The sequence below is a fragment of the Mycobacterium sp. NGS49 genome, from assembly GCF_059812565.1.
Map to the genome: position 1 here is coordinate 13,939 of NZ_JCALCX010000043.1, position 20,567 is coordinate 34,505.

Annotated in this window: 15 protein-coding genes; 7 read left to right on the forward strand and 8 right to left on the reverse strand. The window is 70.0% G+C overall.

The window, feature by feature from the left end; all coding sequences use genetic code 11:
• The first annotated feature begins 3 nt into the window (after window positions 1–3).
• Window positions 4–2,394: an ATP-binding cassette domain-containing protein gene (locus AC5Y7D_RS27745; RefSeq protein WP_499929152.1), complete on the forward strand. Its 2,391-nt coding sequence runs from the start codon at window positions 4–6 to the stop codon at window positions 2,392–2,394.
• 51 nt (window positions 2,395–2,445) lie between these two features.
• On the forward strand, window positions 2,446–3,069 hold the full coding sequence (locus AC5Y7D_RS27750; protein WP_499929153.1) for an FHA domain-containing protein: 624 nt from the start codon (window positions 2,446–2,448) through the stop codon (window positions 3,067–3,069).
• A gap of 18 nt (window positions 3,070–3,087) precedes the next feature.
• On the opposite strand, the gene AC5Y7D_RS27755 is transcribed toward AC5Y7D_RS27750, so the two are convergent.
• The 6 genes from AC5Y7D_RS27755 to AC5Y7D_RS27780 form a co-directional block, all read right to left on the reverse strand.
• Entirely contained in the window at window positions 3,088–3,645 is a 558-nt protein-coding gene (locus tag AC5Y7D_RS27755; protein WP_499929177.1) for a pentapeptide repeat-containing protein, read from the reverse strand.
• Window positions 3,642–4,229 carry a GTP-binding protein gene (locus AC5Y7D_RS27760; RefSeq protein ID WP_499929154.1) on the reverse strand — a complete coding sequence of 196 codons (588 nt, stop codon included), beginning with the start codon at window positions 4,227–4,229 and terminating at the stop codon, window positions 3,642–3,644. The genes AC5Y7D_RS27755 and AC5Y7D_RS27760 overlap by 4 nt, the downstream gene beginning before the upstream one ends.
• The gene (locus tag AC5Y7D_RS27765) at window positions 4,210–4,584 is read right to left on the reverse strand and encodes a DUF742 domain-containing protein (RefSeq protein WP_499929156.1); all 375 of its coding nucleotides are present in this window, start codon (window positions 4,582–4,584) and stop codon (window positions 4,210–4,212) included. The genes AC5Y7D_RS27760 and AC5Y7D_RS27765 overlap by 20 nt, the downstream gene beginning before the upstream one ends.
• Window positions 4,560–4,991 (reverse strand): roadblock/LC7 domain-containing protein, encoded by a 432-nt coding sequence (locus AC5Y7D_RS27770; RefSeq protein ID WP_499929158.1) that lies wholly within the window; start codon window positions 4,989–4,991, stop codon window positions 4,560–4,562. The genes AC5Y7D_RS27765 and AC5Y7D_RS27770 overlap by 25 nt, the downstream gene beginning before the upstream one ends.
• Window positions 4,988–7,648, reverse strand: coding sequence for a HAMP domain-containing sensor histidine kinase (locus tag AC5Y7D_RS27775; RefSeq protein WP_499929160.1), 2,661 nt, complete (start codon window positions 7,646–7,648; stop codon window positions 4,988–4,990). The genes AC5Y7D_RS27770 and AC5Y7D_RS27775 overlap by 4 nt, the downstream gene beginning before the upstream one ends.
• Before the next feature lie 220 nt (window positions 7,649–7,868).
• The gene (locus AC5Y7D_RS27780; protein WP_499929162.1) at window positions 7,869–9,605 is read right to left on the reverse strand and encodes an alpha/beta hydrolase domain-containing protein; all 1,737 of its coding nucleotides are present in this window, start codon (window positions 9,603–9,605) and stop codon (window positions 7,869–7,871) included.
• 139 nt (window positions 9,606–9,744) lie between these two features.
• On the opposite strand from AC5Y7D_RS27780, the gene AC5Y7D_RS27785 reads away from it, so the two are divergent.
• On the forward strand, window positions 9,745–10,209 hold the full coding sequence (locus AC5Y7D_RS27785; protein WP_499929164.1) for a tRNA (cytidine(34)-2'-O)-methyltransferase: 465 nt from the start codon (window positions 9,745–9,747) through the stop codon (window positions 10,207–10,209).
• A 313-nt stretch (window positions 10,210–10,522) separates the two neighbouring features.
• On the opposite strand, the gene AC5Y7D_RS27790 is transcribed toward AC5Y7D_RS27785, so the two are convergent.
• Complete coding sequence (locus AC5Y7D_RS27790; RefSeq protein ID WP_499929166.1) at window positions 10,523–11,161, reverse strand: nitroreductase family protein; 639 nt, start codon at window positions 11,159–11,161, stop codon at window positions 10,523–10,525.
• Window positions 11,162–11,184: 23 nt separating this feature from the next.
• On the opposite strand from AC5Y7D_RS27790, the gene AC5Y7D_RS27795 reads away from it, so the two are divergent.
• A complete protein-coding gene (locus AC5Y7D_RS27795) occupies window positions 11,185–11,604 on the forward strand; it encodes a TIGR03667 family PPOX class F420-dependent oxidoreductase (RefSeq protein ID WP_499929168.1) in 420 nt (139 codons plus the stop codon).
• A 119-nt stretch (window positions 11,605–11,723) separates the two neighbouring features.
• Here AC5Y7D_RS27795 and AC5Y7D_RS27800 read toward each other — a convergent pair whose 3' ends face one another.
• Window positions 11,724–15,017, reverse strand: a complete 3,294-nt coding sequence (locus tag AC5Y7D_RS27800) for an error-prone DNA polymerase (RefSeq protein WP_499929169.1) — start codon at window positions 15,015–15,017, stop codon at window positions 11,724–11,726.
• A gap of 230 nt (window positions 15,018–15,247) precedes the next feature.
• Between AC5Y7D_RS27800 and AC5Y7D_RS27805 the strand changes: the two genes are divergently transcribed.
• The 3 genes from AC5Y7D_RS27805 to AC5Y7D_RS27815 all read left to right on the forward strand — a co-directional run.
• Window positions 15,248–16,492 carry a wax ester/triacylglycerol synthase domain-containing protein gene (locus AC5Y7D_RS27805; RefSeq protein WP_499929171.1) on the forward strand — a complete coding sequence of 415 codons (1,245 nt, stop codon included), beginning with the start codon at window positions 15,248–15,250 and terminating at the stop codon, window positions 16,490–16,492.
• Between the two features lie 36 nt (window positions 16,493–16,528).
• Complete coding sequence (otsB, locus tag AC5Y7D_RS27810) at window positions 16,529–17,665, forward strand: trehalose-phosphatase (RefSeq protein ID WP_499929173.1); 1,137 nt, start codon at window positions 16,529–16,531, stop codon at window positions 17,663–17,665.
• A 103-nt stretch (window positions 17,666–17,768) separates the two neighbouring features.
• The coding region (locus AC5Y7D_RS27815; RefSeq protein ID WP_499929175.1) for a PE family protein at window positions 17,769–20,567 on the forward strand (2,799 nt) is incomplete at its 3' end.

Consider the following 20,567-nt stretch of genomic DNA (forward strand, 5'->3'; position numbering starts at 1 on the left):
CAGATGACCCGAGCTCAGCAACCCGTGCTGACCGTGCGGGCCGGCCCGGTTCAGCGCACCTTCTCGCCCGGTCGTGACGTGATCGTGGGCAGCGACCTGGGCGCCGACCTGCGCATCGCGCATCCGGTGGTGGGCCAGGCTCATCTGTTGCTGCGCTTCGAACAGGGCAACTGGATCGCCATCGACAACAATTCGCCCAGCGGAATCTTCGTAGCCGGCAAACGGGTGCCGCTGGTCGACATCCACGACGGCCTTACGGTCAACCTGGCCCGGGCCGACGGTCCCCGGGTCACCTTCGCGGTAGCTCACCACCAGGGCACCGTGGCGCCGGTACCCGAGACGGACCGGATTCCGGCCGCGCAACCGCGCCGGCCGGCGCCGGATCTGGTGCCGACCAACCGGGTGGGCCCGGTGACGGCGGCGGCGCCGTACCCCACCGGGGGCATCAACGTGCTCGGCGCGCCGGACAACCTGGCAGCGCCACTCGGCGACACCGCCTGGATCGGTCGGGCAGTGGACTGCGACGTCCTCGTCAATGATGTGCTGGCCTCGCGCCGCCACGCCTACCTGGCCCCCACGGCGATCGGCACCGAGATCCGCGACAACCACAGCATCAACGGAACCTTCGTCAACGGCATCCGGGTGGGCTCGGCGGTGCTGAGCGACGGCGACGTGGTCACCATCGGCAACGTCGACCTCACCTTCACCAACGGCACCCTGGTCCGGCGCTCCGAGGCCGCCACCGATGCCGGTGGCCTGGCGGTCAACGAGGTCAGCTTCAGCATCGACGGCAAGCCACTGCTGCAGAAGGTCTCGATGACCGCGCGGCCCGGCACGTTGACCGCCATCATCGGCGGTTCCGGTGCCGGCAAGACCACGCTGGCCAGGCTGATCGCCGGATCCACCAGCCCGAACTCCGGGACGGTCACGTTCGAGGGCCACAACATCCACACCGAGTACGCGTCGCTGCGCAGCCGGATCGGCATGGTCCCACAGGACGATGTCGTACACCGGCAGCTGACCGTCAACCAGGCGCTGGGTTACGCCGCCGAACTGCGGTTGCCGCCGGACACCTCCAAGGCCGACCGGGCGCGGGTCATCGCCCAGGTGCTGGACGAACTGGGGCTCACCGCACACGCCGACAGCAGGGTCGACCAGCTGTCCGGCGGCCAGCGCAAGCGTGCCTCGGTGGCACTCGAACTGCTCACCGGCCCGTCACTGCTGATCCTCGACGAGCCGACGTCCGGCCTGGACCCGGCGCTGGACCTGCAGGTCATGACGATGCTGCGCCAGCTCGCCGACGCCGGACGGGTGGTCCTGGTGGTCACGCACTCGCTGACCTACCTCGACGTGTGTGACCAGGTGCTGTTGATGGCGCCCGGCGGCAAGACCGCCTACCTGGGACCGCCGGATGAGATCGGTGCCGCCATGGGCACCACCAACTGGGCGCACATCTTCGCCAAAGTGGGTGCCGATCCCGACGAAGCCAACCGGCGCTTCCTGGCCAAGAACCGCCCGTGGACACCCGCCGCCGCCAAGGCGGCGCCCACCGACCTGGGCGCCCCGTCCCACACCAGTGCGCGACGGCAGTTCTCGACGATCGCCCGCCGCCAGATGCGGCTCGTCATCGCCGACCGCGCCTATTTCGTCTTCCTGGCGGTGCTGCCGTTCATCCTCGGGGCGCTGTCGCTCACCGTCCCCGGCGACCGCGGGTTCCGGCTGGCCGATGCGGCCGGCAACACCCCTGACGAGGCCGCACAGATCCTGAACCTGCTCAGCATCGCCGCGGTCTTCATGGGGACCGCGCTGACCATCCGCGACCTGATCGGCGAGCGCGCGATCTTCCGGCGGGAGCAGGCGGTAGGCCTGTCGACCTGGGCCTACCTCGGCGCCAAGGTCACCGTGTTCTGCGCCTTCGCCATCGTGCAGGCCGCCGTCGCCACCGCCATCGTCCTGGCCGGCAAGGGTGCACCGACCCAACGGGCGGTGCTGCTGGGCAATCCCGATATCGAGCTGTTCGTCAGCATCGCCGCGACGTGTGTGGCCTCGGCAATCCTGGGGCTGTTGCTGTCTTCGGTCGCCCGGTCCAATGAGCAGATCATGCCGCTGTTGGTCGTGTCGCTGATGCTGCAGATGGTGCTGGCCGGCGGCGTGGTGCCGGTGACCGACCGGATCTTCCTGGATCAGCTGTCCTGGCTGGTGCCCGCCCGCTGGGGCTACAGCGCCTCGGCTGCGACGGTCAACCTGCGCGAACTGGTCCCGGGATCGATCAGTCCCGAGGATAGTCACTGGACGCACTCCCGCCCGGCCTGGTTGTTCGACATGGCGATGCTGGGCGCTCTGTCCGTGCTGTATTCGGCCGCGGTTTGGTGGCGGATCAGGCTGCGGCGCTGAATGTTTCGGGGCCGGCGCTAGTGGCTACCCGTTACCGGGATGAATGCGGCGATGGGGCCTTTGCTTTCGATCCGGGCCAACGAGACAGTTCACACCTTCAGCGCAGATCACGATGTCGTCATCGGCAGTGACCCGCGCGCCGACGTGCGCGTCTTCCGCCCGCCCCTGGTGTCGTCCGGGCACCTGTTCCTGCTCTGCGACAACGGCAGGTGGCTGGCAGTCGACATGAAGTCCCGCCGCGGCACGTTCGTGGCGGGGCGACGGGCCCGGGTCATCGAGATTCACGACGGACAGCGCATCCATCTCGGCGGTCCCGACGGACCGGAGCTGAGCTGCGGGCTGGGACGCTGTGCGGGGTACGACCACCCGACGGCGGCAACGGCTCCGCTGCAGACGGTGCCGATACCGAGGCACCCGGGAAACGAGGAGACCGCGGGCTGGGCCACGATCGGGCGCGCGAGCGACAACGACATCGTCGTCAACAACTCGCTGACGTCGCGCCGCCACGCCTTCCTGATGCCGACGCAGCTGGGCACCGAGATCTGGGACGCCCGCAGCGTCAACGGGACTTTCGTCAACGGCATCCGGGTCGGGTCGGCGACCCTGCGCGACGGCGATGTGGTCACCATCGGCGACGTCGACCTGCGGTTCACCGGCACCACGCTGGTCTCCTAGCGCCGCCACCGCAGAGCGTCACCCATCCAGCCGCAGTCCGTGCGCCAGCGCGAAAGCCAGCGCCTGCGGGACGTCGATGCGGGCCCCGGTCAGCGCCGCAGTCGTCCACAGCGCCGGGTCCGTGCTGGCGCCCCGCAGGTCGGCCTCGTCCAGCCGGGCTCCGGTGGTGCGGGCGCCGCGCAGATCCGCGCCGCGCAGCACGCTTTTGCGCAGATCGGCCTCCACCAGGCTGGTCTCGCGCAGCCGGCAGCCGCTCAGGTCCACCCCGCGCAGGTCGTTACCGCCGAGCACCGCGAGGGTGAAGTCCACCTCGTCGAACGTCACCGGCCGCATCCGGCACTGGGCGAACACCGAGCCCAGCATGCTGCACTGTGCGAAAGTGCTGTGCCACAACGTAGTTCGAGTGAAAATGCAGTTGCGGAACGCCGATCCGCGGTGGTGGGATTCGGCCAGGTTCACGCCGCTGAAATCGCACTCGGTGAAGACCACGCGTTCGGTGCGCAGCCGGCTGAAATCCTCGTCGCGAAAATCTTCGCCGGTGAATTCGCGGTCGGTCCAGTTCGCCGGGACGGTCAGCTGCTCGCCAATCCGGCCAGCGCGTATTCACTCACCGCGATCAGCGCATCGCGGGCCGAACGACGATTACGGGCATCGACGGTGATCACCGGGATGTGGTCGGGCAGCGTCAGCGCCTTGCGCACCTCGCTCACCGGATACCGGGGCGCGCCGTCGAACTCGTTGACCGCGACCACGAAGGGCAGCCGGCGGTGCTCGAAGAAGTCCACGGCGGCGAAACTGTCCTGCAGCCGCCGCACGTCCACCAGCACGATCGCGCCGATCGCGCCGCGGACCAGGTCGTCCCACATGAACCAGAACCGGCGCTGGCCCGGAGTGCCGAACAGGTAGAGAACGAGATCCTCGGCCAGGGTGATGCGCCCGAAATCCATCGCGACGGTGGTGGTGCGTTTGTCCGGGGTGGCCTCGATCATGTCGACACCGGCCGAGGCGTCGGTGACCATCTCTTCGGTCCGCAGCGGCATGATCTCCGACACTGCGCCCACGAAGGTGGTCTTGCCGGCGCCGAAACCCCCCGCGATGACGATCTTGGTCGACGCGGTGTCCTGCGGCACAGGAGCCCCCTCAGAGTGCTCGTAAGCCACGCAGGGTCCTTCCTATGAGCTCGTGCCGCTCATCGCGGGTCGAACGGTCGGTCAAGGTCCTGTGCACCCGAAGGTAACCGGCCGTGACCAGATCACCGATCAGGACGCGCGCAACACCGACCGGCAAATCCAGCCGCGCCGAGATTTCGGCGACCGACGGGCTGGTCGTGCACAACTGCAGGATTCTGCCGCGCGCGTCCTCAGCCGGCCATTGGTGCGCCAGCCCCGCCTGCAGGGTCTGCACCGGAGCTTCCAACGGCAGGTCGACGTCGGTGCCGGTCCGCCCCGCCGTCAGAGTGTACGGGCGGACCAGGCTCGGCTGTCCGGCAGCTACCGACGGCTCGCGTCGGTCCATTGCGGCCCACTTTCGGCGCGGCGGGAGGATTGCACGACGTTGCCCACCTGTTCGACAAGGATGGCCATCTCGTACCCGATCTGACCGATATCGCAGGACGGCATGGCCAGCGTCGCCAGGTGCGAGCCGTCACCGACCCGCATCAGCAGCAGGAATCCGTTCTGCATCTCAACCACCGACTGCAGCACCTGACCGCCTTCGAACAGCTGCGCGGCCCCGGTGGCCAGGCTGGCCAGTCCCGATGCCACCGCGGCCAGCTGGTCGGCGCGTTCCCGCGGGAGGTGCTCACTGGCCGCGACCGGCAGCCCGTCGACCGAGACCAGCAAGGCATGCGCCACACCCGGCACCTCGCGGACGAACTTCGACACCAGCCAGTCCAGTGGGCTGTACGACGATTGGACCGTCATTGCTCGGCTTCCTGACTGGTGTCGCGGGCGTGTGACCGGCCGGAGTGCACGCCGCTGAAATGGCTACCGATGGAGGCTCGAACCGCATTGGGGTCGCGGACGTGAAAGCCGCCGTTCGGCGCGGACGGCCGCTCGCCGGGCTCGGCGGCCCCGGGCACCAGGCGCGCCCCGGGAGTGCGCATCGGCAGCCCGTGTTCGGTGCGGGATTCGACCGGCTTTTCCTCCGCCTCGGCGGCCGCCGACCAGCCGCGGTCCCACACCGTCTGCCAGTCCAGGTCGGGGCTTTGGACCAGTTCCTTCGGGTCGCCCATGATCTCGGACAGCATGCGCTGATAGATGACGTCGTCGTCCTGCGGACCCGACGGTGTGAGATCGGGCGGCTCCGGCTGCTTGGGGGGCGGCGCGGGCGTGGCCGCCGGGCGCCGCGCGAAGAAGGCGGAGGTGTCCGACGCTGTGGCCGCATCGGACCGCGCGGGTTCCGCGGCCGGTGCCGGTTGCGGGGCGGGTGCCTTCTCCCACCACGGCGTCGGCAGCGGACGTTTGGGCTGGGCCGGGCCGGGCCGGGCGGGGCCCTCGCCCGGGGCTTCGGTGATCCCGCTGGATCCGGGGCTGCGGCGGGGCAGCGATGTCACGGGTGTACCGGTCTGGCTGACGTGCAGCGCGGCCCCGGTGGACTCCGGCTCCGGGGGGCGCACCGCGAAGAACTGGCGCTGCGGGGCGGGCGGCGGGTTCTGCCCCTGGCTCTCGACCAGCACCGCCGGCGGCAGGTAGACCTCGGCAGTCGTGCCGGTGCCGGCTTCCCCGGTGGCCGGGCCCCGCAGCCCGACCCGCAACCCGTGCCGTGCGGCCAACCGTCCCACCACGAACAGGCCCATGTGCCGCGCGTTCTCCGGGGTCACCTCGCCGCCGGCCTGCAACCGCATGTTGGCCATCCGGCGGTCGGACTCGGTCATGCCCAGGCCGGAGTCGGCGATGCGGAGCAGCACGCCGCCCTCGCTGCCGCGCACGGCGGAAACCTTGACCGGGGTGGTCGGCGGCGAGTAGCGCAGCGCGTTGTCGATGACCTCGGCAAGCAGGTGGATGATGCCCCCGGCCGCGCCGCCGAGCACCGTGCAGTCGGCCACCGTCGCGATCTCGACCCGCCGGTAGTCCTCGACCTCCGACACCGCCGCGTTGATCACCGTCGCCAGTGGGACCGGTTCGCGCTGGTCGCGGCCGATCTGGGCGCCGGCCAGGACAAGCAGGTTGGCGCTGTTGCGGCGCAGCCGGGCCGCCAGGTGATCCAGCCGGAAGAGGTTGTCCAGCCGCTCCGGGTCCTCTTCGTTGCGCTCCAGCCGGTCGATCAGCGACAGCTGCTGGTCGACCAGGGACCGGCTGCGCCGCGACATCGTCTCGAACATGTCGTTGACCAGCAGCCGCAGGCGCGCCTCGTCGCCGGCCAGCAGCAGGGCCTGGGTGTGCAGTTCGTCGACGGCGTGCGCGACCTGGCCGATCTCCTCGGTGGTGTACACCGCCAACGGCTGCGGGTTGGGCTCGCCGCCGGCCCGCACCCGGTCGATCTCGCCTTCCAAGTCGGTATGCGCGACCTGCAACGCGCCGTCCCGCAGCACCCGCAGCGGCTTGATCAGTGCACGCGCCACCAGCAGCACCACCACCAGGGCGAACCCGATGGCAACCAACACCAGCACGGCGTCGCGCAGGGCCGCGTCGCGCCGGTCCGTCGCCAGGTTCTGCACCGACTTCGTCACCGCTGCGGTGGCGTCGTCGATGATCTGCTCGGCGATGACCTGGGTGGTGTGGATCGAGCGCAGCAGGTCTGGGTTGTCGACCAGCACGCTGTCCGGATCGGACATGATCGCCATCCGCGCGACCAGCTGCCGCTGCAGGTTCTTGGCGTCCGGTGAGCCGGCGCCCAGCACCTCGCTCATCCCGAACAGGGTCGACGGCTCGGTGCCGGCCAGGGTGATCATCGCGGTGCGCAACTGCGGCTCGGGCAGGTCGCCGCCGCGGGTCACCAGGATCTCCTGCATGGTCATCTGCCCGCGGGCTCCGACGGCCCGGCTCAGGCCCTGCACCTGCGAGCGGATCGGTTCGCTGTCGACGTGCAGCGAGGCGGTGATGGCGTCCTCGGCGGTCAGCAACAGCGGCGCGTAGGCGGTGATCCGGTCCTTCAGGCCGATGCTGTTGTCCACCATCTTGTCCAGCAGCGACTGCCCTCCATTGAGCAGCGTGTTCACCCCGGACCGGACGTCGCCGGTCACATCGGTGTCGGCCACCTGCGTCTGCAGCTCGTACTTGCGGGCCGAGAAGTTCTTCTTCGCCCCTTCCACGTCGCGTCCGGTGGAAGTGGCCAGCAGTGCCACCTCGAGCGCCGACATGTACTTGGTGATCGTCGGTATCACGTCGGCCCTCGCCGCGGCCACCCGCAGGCTGTCCGACGTGGCCATCGCGCCCTGCACGCGCAGGGCGCCGAACGTCGTCGCCAACAGCAGCGGCACCAGTGCGATCGCCACGACCTTCCAGCGCACCGGCCAGTTCTGCAGCGACCACCCGCGTGGGCGCCTGCCGGGCTTGGCCGGCGCAGCGCTCGGCGGGGCAGCGGGCGGGCCGGCCGGGACCGCCGCGACCGAATTGGCCGGGCGGGCGAACATGGTCACGTGGCAGCGGCCGGGGCGGCCGCACCTTTCGGTGGCGTCGCGTGAAACGAGAGACTCATGAGACTTCCTGCTGCTTTATTCGCCGGCAGAGGGCCGCGGGCGTGAAATGCCTGGCAATCCGACGAGTATGACAGCCCCCAGCCGAGGTCTCCATAATTGTTACTGAGTAGATAAGGTCCGCGATAAAGGGCTGGTGGGCGGGCGAACCCGTCCGGCAAATTCACACGGGAAACTCGGCAACCGCCTTCTTCACCACCGCGTCGACCTCGGCGGCGAGCAGGAACCGCTGAGCCACCAGCGTCTGCGCGGCGGCGCGCACGGCGCCGGCGTAGTGGTCGCGGGTGGCGTAGCGCTCGGCCACCGAGGGCCGCCCCGGCGGGAACGGCAGCTTGCTGCCGATGCGCTCGTACAGCACGTCGGGGAGCTCTTCGACGAACCGCCGGGCATTCCAGCCCGTGTACGTCGCCAGCGGCGCCACGACCGCGGGCAGCCGAATCCCGGCCACCTCGTTGCCGTCTTCATCGACCGCCGAGACCAGGTCGACGTGCGCCTCGCCGTGGGCGCTGCGCGACGAGGGCAGCCAGGCTGGGGCCGGCGTGCGCACGTAGCCGAAGCCCGACAGCACCTCCTTGCGGGCCACCGCGGTGCCGTCAGCGGTCCGCGGCACCCGGCTGGCCGGGGGCTCGACGCCGTCGGCGACCCAGTTCTCCAGCGCGATCAGCAGGGCCCGCACCACCGGTGTCACGTCGAGGTGGTGCACCGGGTTGGCGGCGGGCAGGGTGTCCTTGATCTTGCTGCTGCCGAAGTGGTCGGTGCCGGCCAGCAGGTAGGTGCGCACGTCGGGGTCCTCCGGCAGGTCGGCGCCGGTGTGCGGGTCGACGTGCGCCAGCGCGCCGTCGCCCTGCCAGTACTCGGTCGCACTGTTGGTGAAGATCGTCTTCGGCACGCCCCCGAGTTCGCGCTGGCGGGCGAGCAGGTCAGCGCTGCTCAAGGGAGCCGCGACACCGGCGCGGCTGCCGCCCGGGGTCGACGGCTGCGCGTAGCGCATGTTGAACTCGCCGCTGTTTGCGCTGGCGAAGTCGCTGAAGATGCCGTCGAACACGGTCATCCCGGACTCGTCGATGTTCAGCCCGTCGGACAGGAACTGGCGCAGCACCCGGCCCGCCTGCGAAACGCCGTAGGCGAAGGTGTGTTCGATGCCGTCGGCCAGCAGGTGGTCGGCGCGCAACCGCGAAACGACGTCGCGGATGGCCAGCAAACCGCAGCCGGCGACCGGGGCCAGCGCGCTCCGGTAGTTCAGCTCGTACCAGTGGAAGGGCTGAAATCCGCCGTCGACCGCGACGTGGGTCCGGTCGGTGAAGCGCCACGCTTCCCGCGGGATGGTGGTGGGGTCGGCGTCCGGCGCGGTGCGCACGGTCAGCTCCGCTTCGGGGTCCTCGACGTCGACGGTCGGGTAGGCGGTGAACGTGAAGAGGGCCTCGGCGCCGGGAATCGACTCGATCTCAGGTGCGGAGAAGCTGAGCGAGTGCTCGTCGCGGGCGGTGTCCGAACGCCACTCCAGGCGCATGAAGCCGGGTGTCACCTCGGCCTGCGGAGCGGTCAGACCCAGGATTGCGGGCCCGCGCTGCACGTCCCACTGCCAGCCGCACGAGGCGATCGTCCAGCCGCGCTCCAGCAGGAATCCGTTCTTCAGCCAGGGCGCATTGGTGGGGACGCCGCGGTTGGGCACCACGAACAGCAGCTTGCCGTTGCCGCCGCCGACCGGCCGGAGCAGGCGCAGATCGGCGTCGAAGCGCACCAGCCCGTCGGGGTCGCGCGGTGCGTGCTGCAGGTCGGCGATGCGCTCGTTGGACTGGTATTCGGGGTCGACGGCAAAGGTGACCGTCGCCTCCACGTTCTCGTAACGATTGTCGGCGTGCGGGTAGACGTTGTTCACGTGTACTGACTCGACGGACATCTCGGCTCCTCCCCTTTGGTTCTTCTCAAAGGTTTGTGCAGAGCCCTTGGCAAGTTCTTGACGAGTCCTTGGCGGCGGCGCCAAGAACGGCGCAAGAATTTCGCAAGCCGCGCTTCGGCGGCTTTGCCATGATCGACGGGTGTTCCGGCTGCTGTTCTATTCCCCTCGGATCGCGCCGAACACCGGCAACGCCATCCGGACGGCCGCGGCCACCGGCTGCGAGTTGCACCTTGTCGAACCTCTGGGCTTCGATCTCTCGGAGCCGAAACTCCGGCGGGCCGGCCTGGACTATCACGACCTGGCGTCGGTGACCGTGCACGCGTCGCTGGAGCAGGCGTGGCAGACGCTGGGCCCGGTGCGCGTATTCGCGTTCACCGCGCAAGCCACCGCGCGGTTCGCGGACGTCGCCTACCTGCCCGGGGACGTGTTGATGTTCGGGCCGGAGCCCACCGGCCTGGATGCGACGACGCTGGCCGACCCGCACATCACCGCGCGGGTGCGGATTCCGATGCTGAGCGGGCGGCGCTCACTGAACCTGTCCAACGCTGCGGCCGTGGCCGTCTACGAAGCGTGGCGCCAGCAGGGCTACGGCGGCGCGATCTGAGGCGGGCTCGCCGCCGAAACGCAGAAGCAGGCTCGTGCCGGAGCACGAGCCTGCTTTCCACAGGGCACGTTTTGGGGGGGCAGGGGGAAACGTGCCACAGCTTTGTGGGGGGGCCACCTCGTCGGCTTCGTTCTCCCGGTGATCACGTGGCTCGTGATGCTTTCGGCCGAAGCTTTTCGGTGCGGTCTCTGTTGTCATTCACCTTGCCCCACCCAACCCGCCGGCGGTGTCCCCCAATAGGGGACATCGGGGGATGAATTCGATGTCCACCGATTGGGGGACAACCGGTGGACACCCGGCGGTACTTGCGGGATTACCAGCTGTTCCAGTGCGTCAGGTTTTCCGCGGGCAACCGCTTGGCCGGCCGGAAGTCGGTGCCCTTGGTGTAGGCGATGGGGAAAAGCCCGCCCTGGCTGTACTCGTCGTAAGGGATGCCGAGGATGTCTGCCACCTCGCGTTCGCCGTCACCGAGTAGGTGCAGTGTCGTCCAGCAGGAACCCAGCCCACGCGAGCGCAGCGCCAGGCAGAAGCTCCACACCGCCGGGAACAGTGACGCCCAGAACGACACCCCGCCCAGCGGCGAGCTTTCTTCGCGGCCCAGGATGCACGGGACCAGGAGCACCGGCGCCTCGTGCATGTGCTCGGCGAGATAGGTCGCCGAATCGCGGACCTTGCCCATCCGCTCGCCGCGGCTGTCGCGGTACTCGGGTGCGGGCGAGCTGAGGTAGCCGCGGGCGTTGGACAGGTAGACGTCGCCGATCGCCTTCTTCTTGTCCGCGTCCTCGACGAACACCCACTGCCAGCCTTGGGAGTTGGAACCGGTGGGCGCCTGTAGCGCGAGTTCGAGGCATTCCATCAGCACGTCGCGCGGCACCGGCTTGTCGAAGTCGAGGCGCTTGCGGACCGAGCGGGTGGTGCTGAGGACTTCATCGACGGTCAGGTTCAAAGTCATGTCTGGAGGCTACCGTTGGGCTCATGAGTATCGAACTGTCGCAAGAGGTTTCCAGCAGGCTGGAATCCGACCAGTACGGCTGGTTGACCACCATCGCCAAGTCGGGACAGCCGGTGCCGCGGCTTGTCTGGTTCTTCTATTCGCCTGTTGCAGGCACCGATCTGACCATCTACACGATGCCCGGCGCCGCGAAGGTCGCGCACGTCAGGGCGCGTCCGCAGGTCAGCCTGAACCTCGATTCCGACGGCAACGGCGGCGGCATCGTCGTCATCGGCGGGACGGCAGCGGTGGATGCCACCGACGTCGACTGCCGCGAAGACGAACCGTACTGGGCGAAGTACCGGGAGGCCTCCGACAGGTTCGGCCTCACCGATTCGATGGGCTCCTACAGCACCCGGCTGCGGATCACGCCGACCAAGGTATGGACCACGCCGACGGGATAATCTCTTCGCGCCGAACGTTAATCTCTTCGCGCCGAACGTTAATCTCTTCGCGCCGAACGTGTCCTGAGGGTTGAAATCTGGCGGAAATACCGCCACCAGAACACGTTCGGTGGAGCGTCTCAGCGGAAATCCCGGGACTTCGAGCCGGCGGCCAGGCTGATGCGGCCCAACCGTTCGGCGACGACGGTGATTGCGCCGCTGGCGTTCTGCACCTGGCCGCGGATCAGCAGCGCAGGGGCCGTATGCGCGAGCTTGCGGTGTCGTGCCCACACCCCCGGCGTGCAGAGCACGTTGACCATCCCGGTCTCGTCCTCCAGGTTGACGAACGTCACGCCCTGGGCGGTCGCGGGCCGTTGCCGGTGCGTCACCGCCCCCGCGATAAGCACCCTGTCCCCGTCGGGTACCGAACCCAGCGCGGCCGCCGGCACCACCCCCATCGCGTCCAGATCCGCCCGCAGAAACTGGGTCGGATAACTGTCCGGGGAGACGCCGGTGGCCCACACGTCCGCTGCGGCCAGCTCCAGCTCACTCATCCCGGGCAGCTCCGGAATGTGTGACGACGAGCCCACCCCGGGTAAGCGGTCCGATCGTTGAGTGGCGGCGGCTCCGGCCGCCCATAGCGCCTCCCGCCGGGACATTCCGAAGCAGCCCAGCGCTCCGGCCGTCGCCAGCGCCTCGGTCTGCGGCACGCTCAATTGCAGCCGTGACGTCAAGTCCAGCAGAGAGGTGAACGGGCCGTTGCCTTTTCGCTCCTCGGCCAGCTTCTCGGCAAGATCATCGCCAATATGGCGGACCTCGCCCAACCCGAGGCGGACCTCCGTTCCGGCATTCTCGAGAGTCGCGTGCGCCAGGCTGGCGTTGACGTCCGGACCATGCACCGGCACCCCGTGCCGGCGCGCATCGGCCACCAACGACTGCGGCGAATAAAACCCCATCGGCTGAGCGCGCAGCAGTGCGGCACAGAACGCCGCCGGGTGGTGCAGCTTGAACCACGACGAGTAGAAGACCAGCGACGCGAAAGACAGCGCATGGCTCTCCGGGAAGCCGAAATTGGCGAATGCCTGCAGCTTCTCGTAGATCCGGTCGATCACGTCCTCGGAGGCACCGTGCAGCGAGCGCATGCCCTCGTAGAACCGGCCGCGTAGCCGTTGCATGCGTTCGGTCGAGCGTTTGGACCCCATGGCACGCCGTAGCTGGTCGGCCTCGGCGGCGGAGAACCCGGCGCAGTCGACCGCCAGTTGCATCAGCTGTTCCTGAAACAGCGGCACCCCCAGTGTCTTCCGCAGGGCCGGTTCCATGGAGGGATGGTCGTAAACCACCGGGTCGAGGCCGTTGCGCCGCCGGATGTAGGGGTGGACCGACCCGCCCTGGATGGGGCCGGGACGGATCAGCGCAACCTCCACCACCAGGTCGTAGAAAATTCGCGGCCGCAGCCGCGGCAGGGTGGCCATCTGGGCTCGCGACTCCACCTGGAATACGCCCACCGAATCGGCCCGGGACAGCATCTCGTACACCGCGGGTTCGGAGAGGTCGAGCCGGGCGAAATCCACTTCGATGCCCTTGTGTTCGGACACCAGGTCCCGGGCGTAGTGCAGCGCCGAGAGCATGCCCAGTCCCAGCAGATCGAATTTCACCAAACCGATTGCCGCGCAGTCGTCTTTATCCCACTGCAGGACGCTGCGATTCTCCATGCGTGCCCATTCCACCGGGCACACGTCGGCGATCGGCCGGTCACAGATCACCATGCCGCCGGAGTGAATGCCCATGTGCCGCGGCAGGTTGCGGATCTGATCGGCCAGGTCGACAACCTGCTCCGGGATGCCCTCGATATCAGAGGGCTGTCCTGTCCAGTGGCTTATCTGTTTGCTCCATGCATCCTGCTGCCCTTGCGAGAACCCCAGGGCACGCGCCATGTCGCGCACCGCGCTGCGCGCCCGGTAGGTGATGACGTTGGCCACCTGGGCCGCATAGTCGCGGCCGTATTTGTTGTAGACGTACTGGATGACCTTCTCGCGCTGATCCGACTCGATGTCGATGTCGATGTCGGGGGGCCCATCGCGGGCGGGTGAGAGGAACCGCTCGAACAGCAGATCGTTGGCGACCGGATCAACCGCGGTGACACCCAGGGCATAACAGACGGCGGAGTTGGCCGCCGATCCCCTGCCCTGGCACAGAATGTCGTTGCGCCGGCAGAACTCGGTGATGTCGTGCACCACCAGGAAGTAGCCTGGAAACTGCAGTTGGGCAATGACTTTCAGTTCGTGTTCGATTTGGGCGTACGCGCGGGGAGCGCTGTCGGCCGACCCGTAGCGATCCGCGGCACCCGCCATGGTCAACGTGCGCAGCCAGCTGTCCTCGGTGTGCCCCTCGGGTACGTCGAACGGCGGCAGTTGCGGCGCGATCAGCGCCAGCCCGAACGCGCACTGCTCGCCGAGCTCCGCGGCGGCGGTCACCACGTCAGGGCCCCCAAAGGGCACATGCGCGAACAGCCGGGCCATCTCCTCACCGGAGCGCAGGTGTGAGCCGCCCAGCGGGGCCAGCCATCCGGCCGCGGCGTCCAGGGACTGCCGGGCCCGGATGGCGCCCATCGCCATCGCCAGCCGGCGTCGCGACGGCCCCGCGAAATGGGCCCCGGTGGTGGCGACGACGCCGACCCCGAAATGCGGCGCCAGGCCGGCCAGCATCGCATTGCGTTCGTCGTCGAGGGGCTGACCGTGATGAGTCAGTTCGATACTGACCCGGCCGGCGGTGAACCGGTCTACCAAGTCGGCCAGCGCCCGCTTTGCCGCGTCCGGACCGCCTGCGGAAAGCGCCTGCCGCACCGCGCCTTTGCGGCATCCGGTGAGAATATGCCAGTGACCGCCGGCCGCCTCGGTCAAAGTGTCGAAGTCGTAGCGCAGCTCGCCCTTCTCGCCGCCGGCCAGATGCGCGGCGGCCAGCTGCCGGGACAGTCGTCGGTACCCTTCCGGGCCGCGGGCCAGCACCAGCAGATGGGGGCCGGGCGGATCCGGCTGCTCAGTGCGCGCCACCGACGACAACGACAGCTCGGCACCGAAAACCGTGCGCAAGCCCAGCTCGGCGGCCGCTTCGGCGAACCGCACCGCGCCATACAGGCCGTCATGGTCGGTCAGCGCTAGCGCACGCAGGCCCAGCCGGGCGGCCTCCTCGACCATCTCTTCTGGCGTACTTGCCCCGTCGAGGAAGCTGTACGCCGAATGCGCATGAAGCTCGGCGTAGGGGACTGAGGACCGCGCCGGCGGCCCGCCCGGTTTAGCGGTGTAGGACCCGCGCTTGTGCGATAACGGAGCGTCACCAGCCGGTAGGACAGGCACCACCTCACCGGCATGGCGCGGTTTGCCGTCGAGCACCCGTTCCATCTCGGCCCAACTCGGTGGCCCGTGGTACCAACCCATGCCCGCAGTCTATCGAACACATGTTCGATACGCTACTCGGTACCGACGCCCTGCCAACAGCCTTTCCAACAGTCGGGAAACAATTTGCGAACACGGCCACACCGCACTGCATCGCTGCAGCTGAACGCACTTTTAACAGAAAAACACGATGTTAACCTGGCCGGCCTACCGATGTGTGCACGAGACGCCGATACTGGTACGGATCAAGAAACAATCGGCGGGGGCTGGGCATGACACAACAGACGACACCGCCCACGGGACACTCGAGGGCCACGGATGCGGGCCGGCACACCCACCCGGCGACCGGGGCGGTCGCCATCGTGGCGGGTCCCGCCCCGGACCGGGGCCGACTCGAAGACTTGGTGGCAGAACGGTTTGCGCCGGTCTCCCAGCCGGGGATCGACCCGGCCGCGCAGGTACAACGGGTGGTCCTGCCGGCGCCCGGCGACGGCAGGGAACTGTCCGGCGCCATCGCCTGCGCCATGGAAGAACCACTGCCCCCCGGCCGACCGCGCTGGGAGTGCCGGATCATCGAAGGTCTGCAGAACGACCGTTGGGCGATGCTGATCAAGGCTGGCCAGACGTTGGCCCGCGACTATCCCCCGGCCCATCTGCTGGCCCGGCTCTGCGACAACGCCGGCCCCACTGTTTTCACCAATCACGTTGCTGCAGAACGTCTTTCACCGCGTCCCTCAGACACCCCGGGTTGGGCCGACACGGTGTGGCATACCGCGGGACGGGCGCTTGACGGCCTTGCCTTCGCAGCCGGCGCGCGGCGACTGTGGCCGGCCGCCGCCGCGCGGCCGACCATGCGGCGCTACCGGACGGTGGTCGCCGCCAGGGCCGCCGCCGACCACATCTCGCACAAGTTCGGCGTGAGCGCCGACGACGTTGCATTCGCGGCGATCACCGAAGGATTCCGCAGCGTCCTCATCAAGCGCGGCGAACAGCCGCGGGCCGACGCGCTGCACACCCTGGGGCCGGCGTCGACGCACCTGCCGGTCCAGTACCGCGACCCCCTCGCGCAACTGCGCGCCATCCGCACCCAATCCCGTACGGCGAGTTCGGCAGACTCTCCGTTGGCCCGCTGCGACAGGGCGATTCACGCACTGGCCCGGCCGTCGCGGCACGTGGTGACGCTGGCCACCACACCGTCCGGGCCGCAGTTCCCGTTGCTTCTGACGGGTCGGCGACTGGAGCGGGTACTGCCGATCGCACCCGTCAACGCGGGTACCGGGGTCGCAATTGTCAGTTACGGACCGGAGCTGGTATTCGGCATCACGGCCGATTACGGCACGGCGCTGGACATTGATCAGCTTGCCGCCGGCATCGAATCGGGTATGGCGCGCCTGGTAGCACTCACCGAGGACTCGGTGGTGCCGTTCGACCGCGGGCGCAAGCGTCGTGTTCGCACCCTGCCCAACGGCGCGGCACGGTGGCGTCCGTCCGCGGCACCCGTATGGGTACGCCACTGACGAACACCCGGCTCGACCACCGTGAGAAGGTGGGACATGCCAAATTCGGGGTCGGTCACCATCGATCCACGCCATCACGATGTGGTGTTGTTCGACGCGGCCTTGCCGCCTTCGCAACCACTGCTCGACCGTCTGGACGATGTGCGGGTCAGGACCGCCGCCGGCCCGCCCGAGGCTGACTTCCTGGTCGGAGCGACCCAGCGGTTGGGGACCCGGCCGGGCCGCTGCGCCGTCGTCGTCTCGGACGCATCCGGTGTCGCAGCCGCCCGCGAGGCCGGCTTCGCGCTGGTGGTCGCGATCGGGCCGGCGCCCATCCGGGGGGCGGACGCCGTGGTGGCCGACCCGGCTCAGATCGAGGTGCGGACCGGAGACAAGCGCATGTCCGAGCTCCCGGATGCGGTGCATGCCGTCGACCTTGCCGACGCGGCGCCCGCGGTGTTCTTCGACTTCGACGGCACGCTGTCCGAGATCGTCAATGATCCCGACGCGGCCCGTCCCGCCGCGGGCGCATCCGAGGCGCTGCAGGAACTTGCCGCGCAGTGCCCCGTCGCGATACTCAGCGGCCGTGACCTGGCCGACGTGTCCAACCGGGTGGGCCTGCCGGGCCTCTGGTACGCCGGCAGCCACGGTTTCGAGTTGACCGCACCCGACGGCACCCATCACCAGAATGAGGAGGCCGCGGCGGCCATACCGGTGCTGGGGCAGGCTGCGGCGCAGCTGCGCCAGACGGTGGGTCAGATTCCCGGTGTTGTGGTGGAGCACAAGCGTTTTGGCGTGGCCGTGCACTACCGCAATGCCGCACGCGACCGAGTCGGGGAGGTGGCCGCGACGGTGCGCACCGCCGGACAGCGCGACGCGCTACGGGTGACCACCGGTCGCGAAGTCATCGAACTGCGTCCGAACATCGACTGGGACAAGGGCAAGACCCTGCGGTGGGTCATGCAGCATCTCGGCGCGGAAGCCGGCCACCGGATGCCCATCTACGTCGGCGATGACATCACCGACGAGGACGCGTTCGACGCGGTGCGCGCCGACGGCGTCCCAATCCTCGTGCGGCACAACGACGACGGCGATCGGGCCACCGCGGCGCTGTTCGCACTGGAGAATCCGGCGCAGGTTGCCGAGTTCACCCGCCGACTGGCCCGGCACTTATCTGACGCGGCCGTGAATTAATTGCTGATCCTGCGCATTTCGGCATGCCGGAATGCGAGTGAAATTCCTTCGCGGTTTCGCGATCAGGGTTAGTCTCTCGGGCAGTTCATTCGGGAGGACTGCTATGTCATTCGTGTACGCAAATCCAGAAATCCTTGCCTCGGCGGCAAGCGAATTGGCGGCCATCAGGTCAGCGATCAACGCGGCCAGGACCGCGGCGATAGGCCCGACAACCCAGCTGCAAGCCGCGGCCGCCGACGAGATCTCGAATGCGATCACTGCGATTTTCGGCCGGCACGCCGTGTCCTTTCAGGCTGTCAGCGCCCAGGCGACAGCATTGCATCGACAGTTCGCCCAAGCAGTGGGCGCCGCTGGCACCTCATATGCGCTTGCCGAGACCGCAAACGTCCAGCAGACCCTGTTGGACGCGATCAACGCGCCAACCCAGACACTGCTGGGCCGCCCCCTGATCGGCGACGGGGCTGCCGGGACGGCGGCCAGCCCCGACGGCGGGGCGGGTGGATTGCTGTACGGCAACGGCGGCAACGGATTTTCCCAACCGGCGAACTCGGGTCTGTCCGGTGGTAACGGCGGCGCTGCCGGCTTTATCGGCAACGGCGGGGCCGGGGGCAGCGGCGGCACCGGCGTGGTCACCGGCGGGGCCGGTGGAAACGGCGGGGCCGGCGGTGCCGGTGGGTGGCTGTACGGCAGTGGCGGGGCCGGCGGCGCCGGCGCGGCCGCAGTTTCCGCCGCGCCCAACTTCGGCCTGGCCGGGGGCACGGGCGGTGCGGGCGGCAACGCCGGGCTGTGGGGTTCGGGCGGGCAGGGCGGAGCCGGCGCACTTGGCTCCATCGGTAACGGCACCACCGCCGGCGGCGCCGGCGGGGCCGGCGGGGCCGGCGGGAACGGCGGCTGGCTGTACGGCAACGCCGGGGGCGGCGGGAACGGTGGCGCTGCCGGTGCCGGCATGACCAGTGCGACCAGCTCGGCCGGCGGCGCAGGCGGGGCGGGCGGCGACGCCGGGTTGTTCGGCAACGGCGGGATGGGCGGAGCCGGGGGCACCGGCGGGGCCAATACCCAGACCGGCCCGAACGGGGGTGCGGGTGGCCACGGTGGCGGCGGCGGGGCCGGGGGGTTGTTCTTCGGCGATGGCGGCGCTGGCGGAGCCGGCGGGACAGGCGGGCAGAACCAGAGCGGTTCGCCGTCGCAGGGCGCGGGCACCGGAGGAACCGGAGGGGGCGGCGGGGCGGCGGGGTGGCTCTACGGCAGCGGCGGGGCCGGCGGAGCCGGCGGGGCCGGGGGGCAAACCAACGCCGGCGTCTCGGCCGGACCCGGCGGTCAGGGCGGAGCCGGCGGGGCCGGCGCATTTGTGTGCGGCAACGGCGGGGCCGGCGGCAATGGCGGGGCCGGCGGGACGAACGTCGCCAGTGCGGCCGGCGGCGCCGGTGGCAACGGGGGGGCCGGCGGGAACGCGGGGCTGATCGGTGCGGGCGGGCACGGTGGCGCCGGCGCGGCCGGCGGGAGCCAGACTGGGGGCCAGGGCTCGGGTGGTGCCGCCGGTAGCGGCGGGGCCGGCGGCGCGGGCGGCCGGCTGTATGGCAACGGCGGGGACGGCGGGGACGGCGGCGGCGGCGGCAAAGGCCAGGCCAACAACGGTGCGGGTGGGGCCGCCGGAGATGGCGGCGCTGGTGGAAACGCTGGGCTGATCGGGGCCGGCGGCCACGGCGGCAACGGGGGGACCGGCGGGAACGGCGGTAGGCAGGTCGCCGGTGTCGGTGGAGCGGGCGGGGACGGCGGGGTCGGCGGCAACGGCGGGTCGCTGTTCGGTGATGCCGGGTCGGGCGGGAAGGGCGGCAACGGCGGGAGCAGTACCGCCACGGTTGGCGGCACCACCCTCAACGGCAGCAATGGCGGCGCCGGAGGTGCGGGCGGTAACGGCGCCCGGGGTGGCAACGCCGGGCTGTTCGGCAATGGCGGCAACGCCGGTAGTGGCGGTGACGGCGGCAACGGCGGCGGCGGAAACACCGGCGCCACCGGCGGCAACGGCGGCACCGGCGGCGCCGGCGGCAACGGCGGTGCCGGCGGTGCGGGCGGCCAGAGCGGGCTGCTGACCGGCAACGGCGGAAGCGCAGGCAGCGGCGGGGCCGGCGGCAACGGCGGCGGCGGCGCCAAAGGGGGCAGCAACACCGGCGGCACCGGCGGCAGCGGTGGCGACGGCGGGGCCGGCGGCACCGGTGGTAGCGGTGGCGTGGGCGCTAATGGCGGCGCGCTGTTCGGCAAGGGCGGCAACGGCGGCTCTGCCGGCGGCGGTGGCGCCGGCGGCAACGGAAACACCGGCACCGCTTCGACCGGCACCATCGGCCTCGACGGGTTCAACGGCGGCGACGGCGGGGACGGCGGCGACGGCGGTGCCGCGGGCACGGCCGGCGCCGCGGGCACCGGCCTGCTGGGCAATGGCACCGCAGGCAGCTCGGCCATCGGCGGCAAAGGCGGGGCCGGCAGCAACGGCGCGGCTGGCGCCAACGCTGCCAACGCCAACAACAGCAGCCAAACCGGAGGGATCGGTGGGGCCGGTGGCGACGGTGGTGCCGGCGGCCAGGGTGGTGCGGGCAACGGCGGCACCAACGGCTCCGGTGGTACCGGCGGCAACGGCGGTCAAGGCGGCAGGGGCGGCGACGGCTGGGCCGACGACGGCACCAACAACGCCACTGCCGGCGGCACCGGCGGTCAAGGCGGTGCCGCCGGCGGTGGCGGGGCGGCTGGAGCCGGCGGCACCGGCGGCGGCGTGGGCGCCACCGGCACGGGCGGCAATGGCGGCACCGGCGGTGACGGCGGCGACGGCGCCCAGGGCGCCGGCGGTTCCGGCGACGGCGGTACGGCAAGCAATGGCGGCAACGGCGCCGCCGGCGGCAACGGCGGCGCC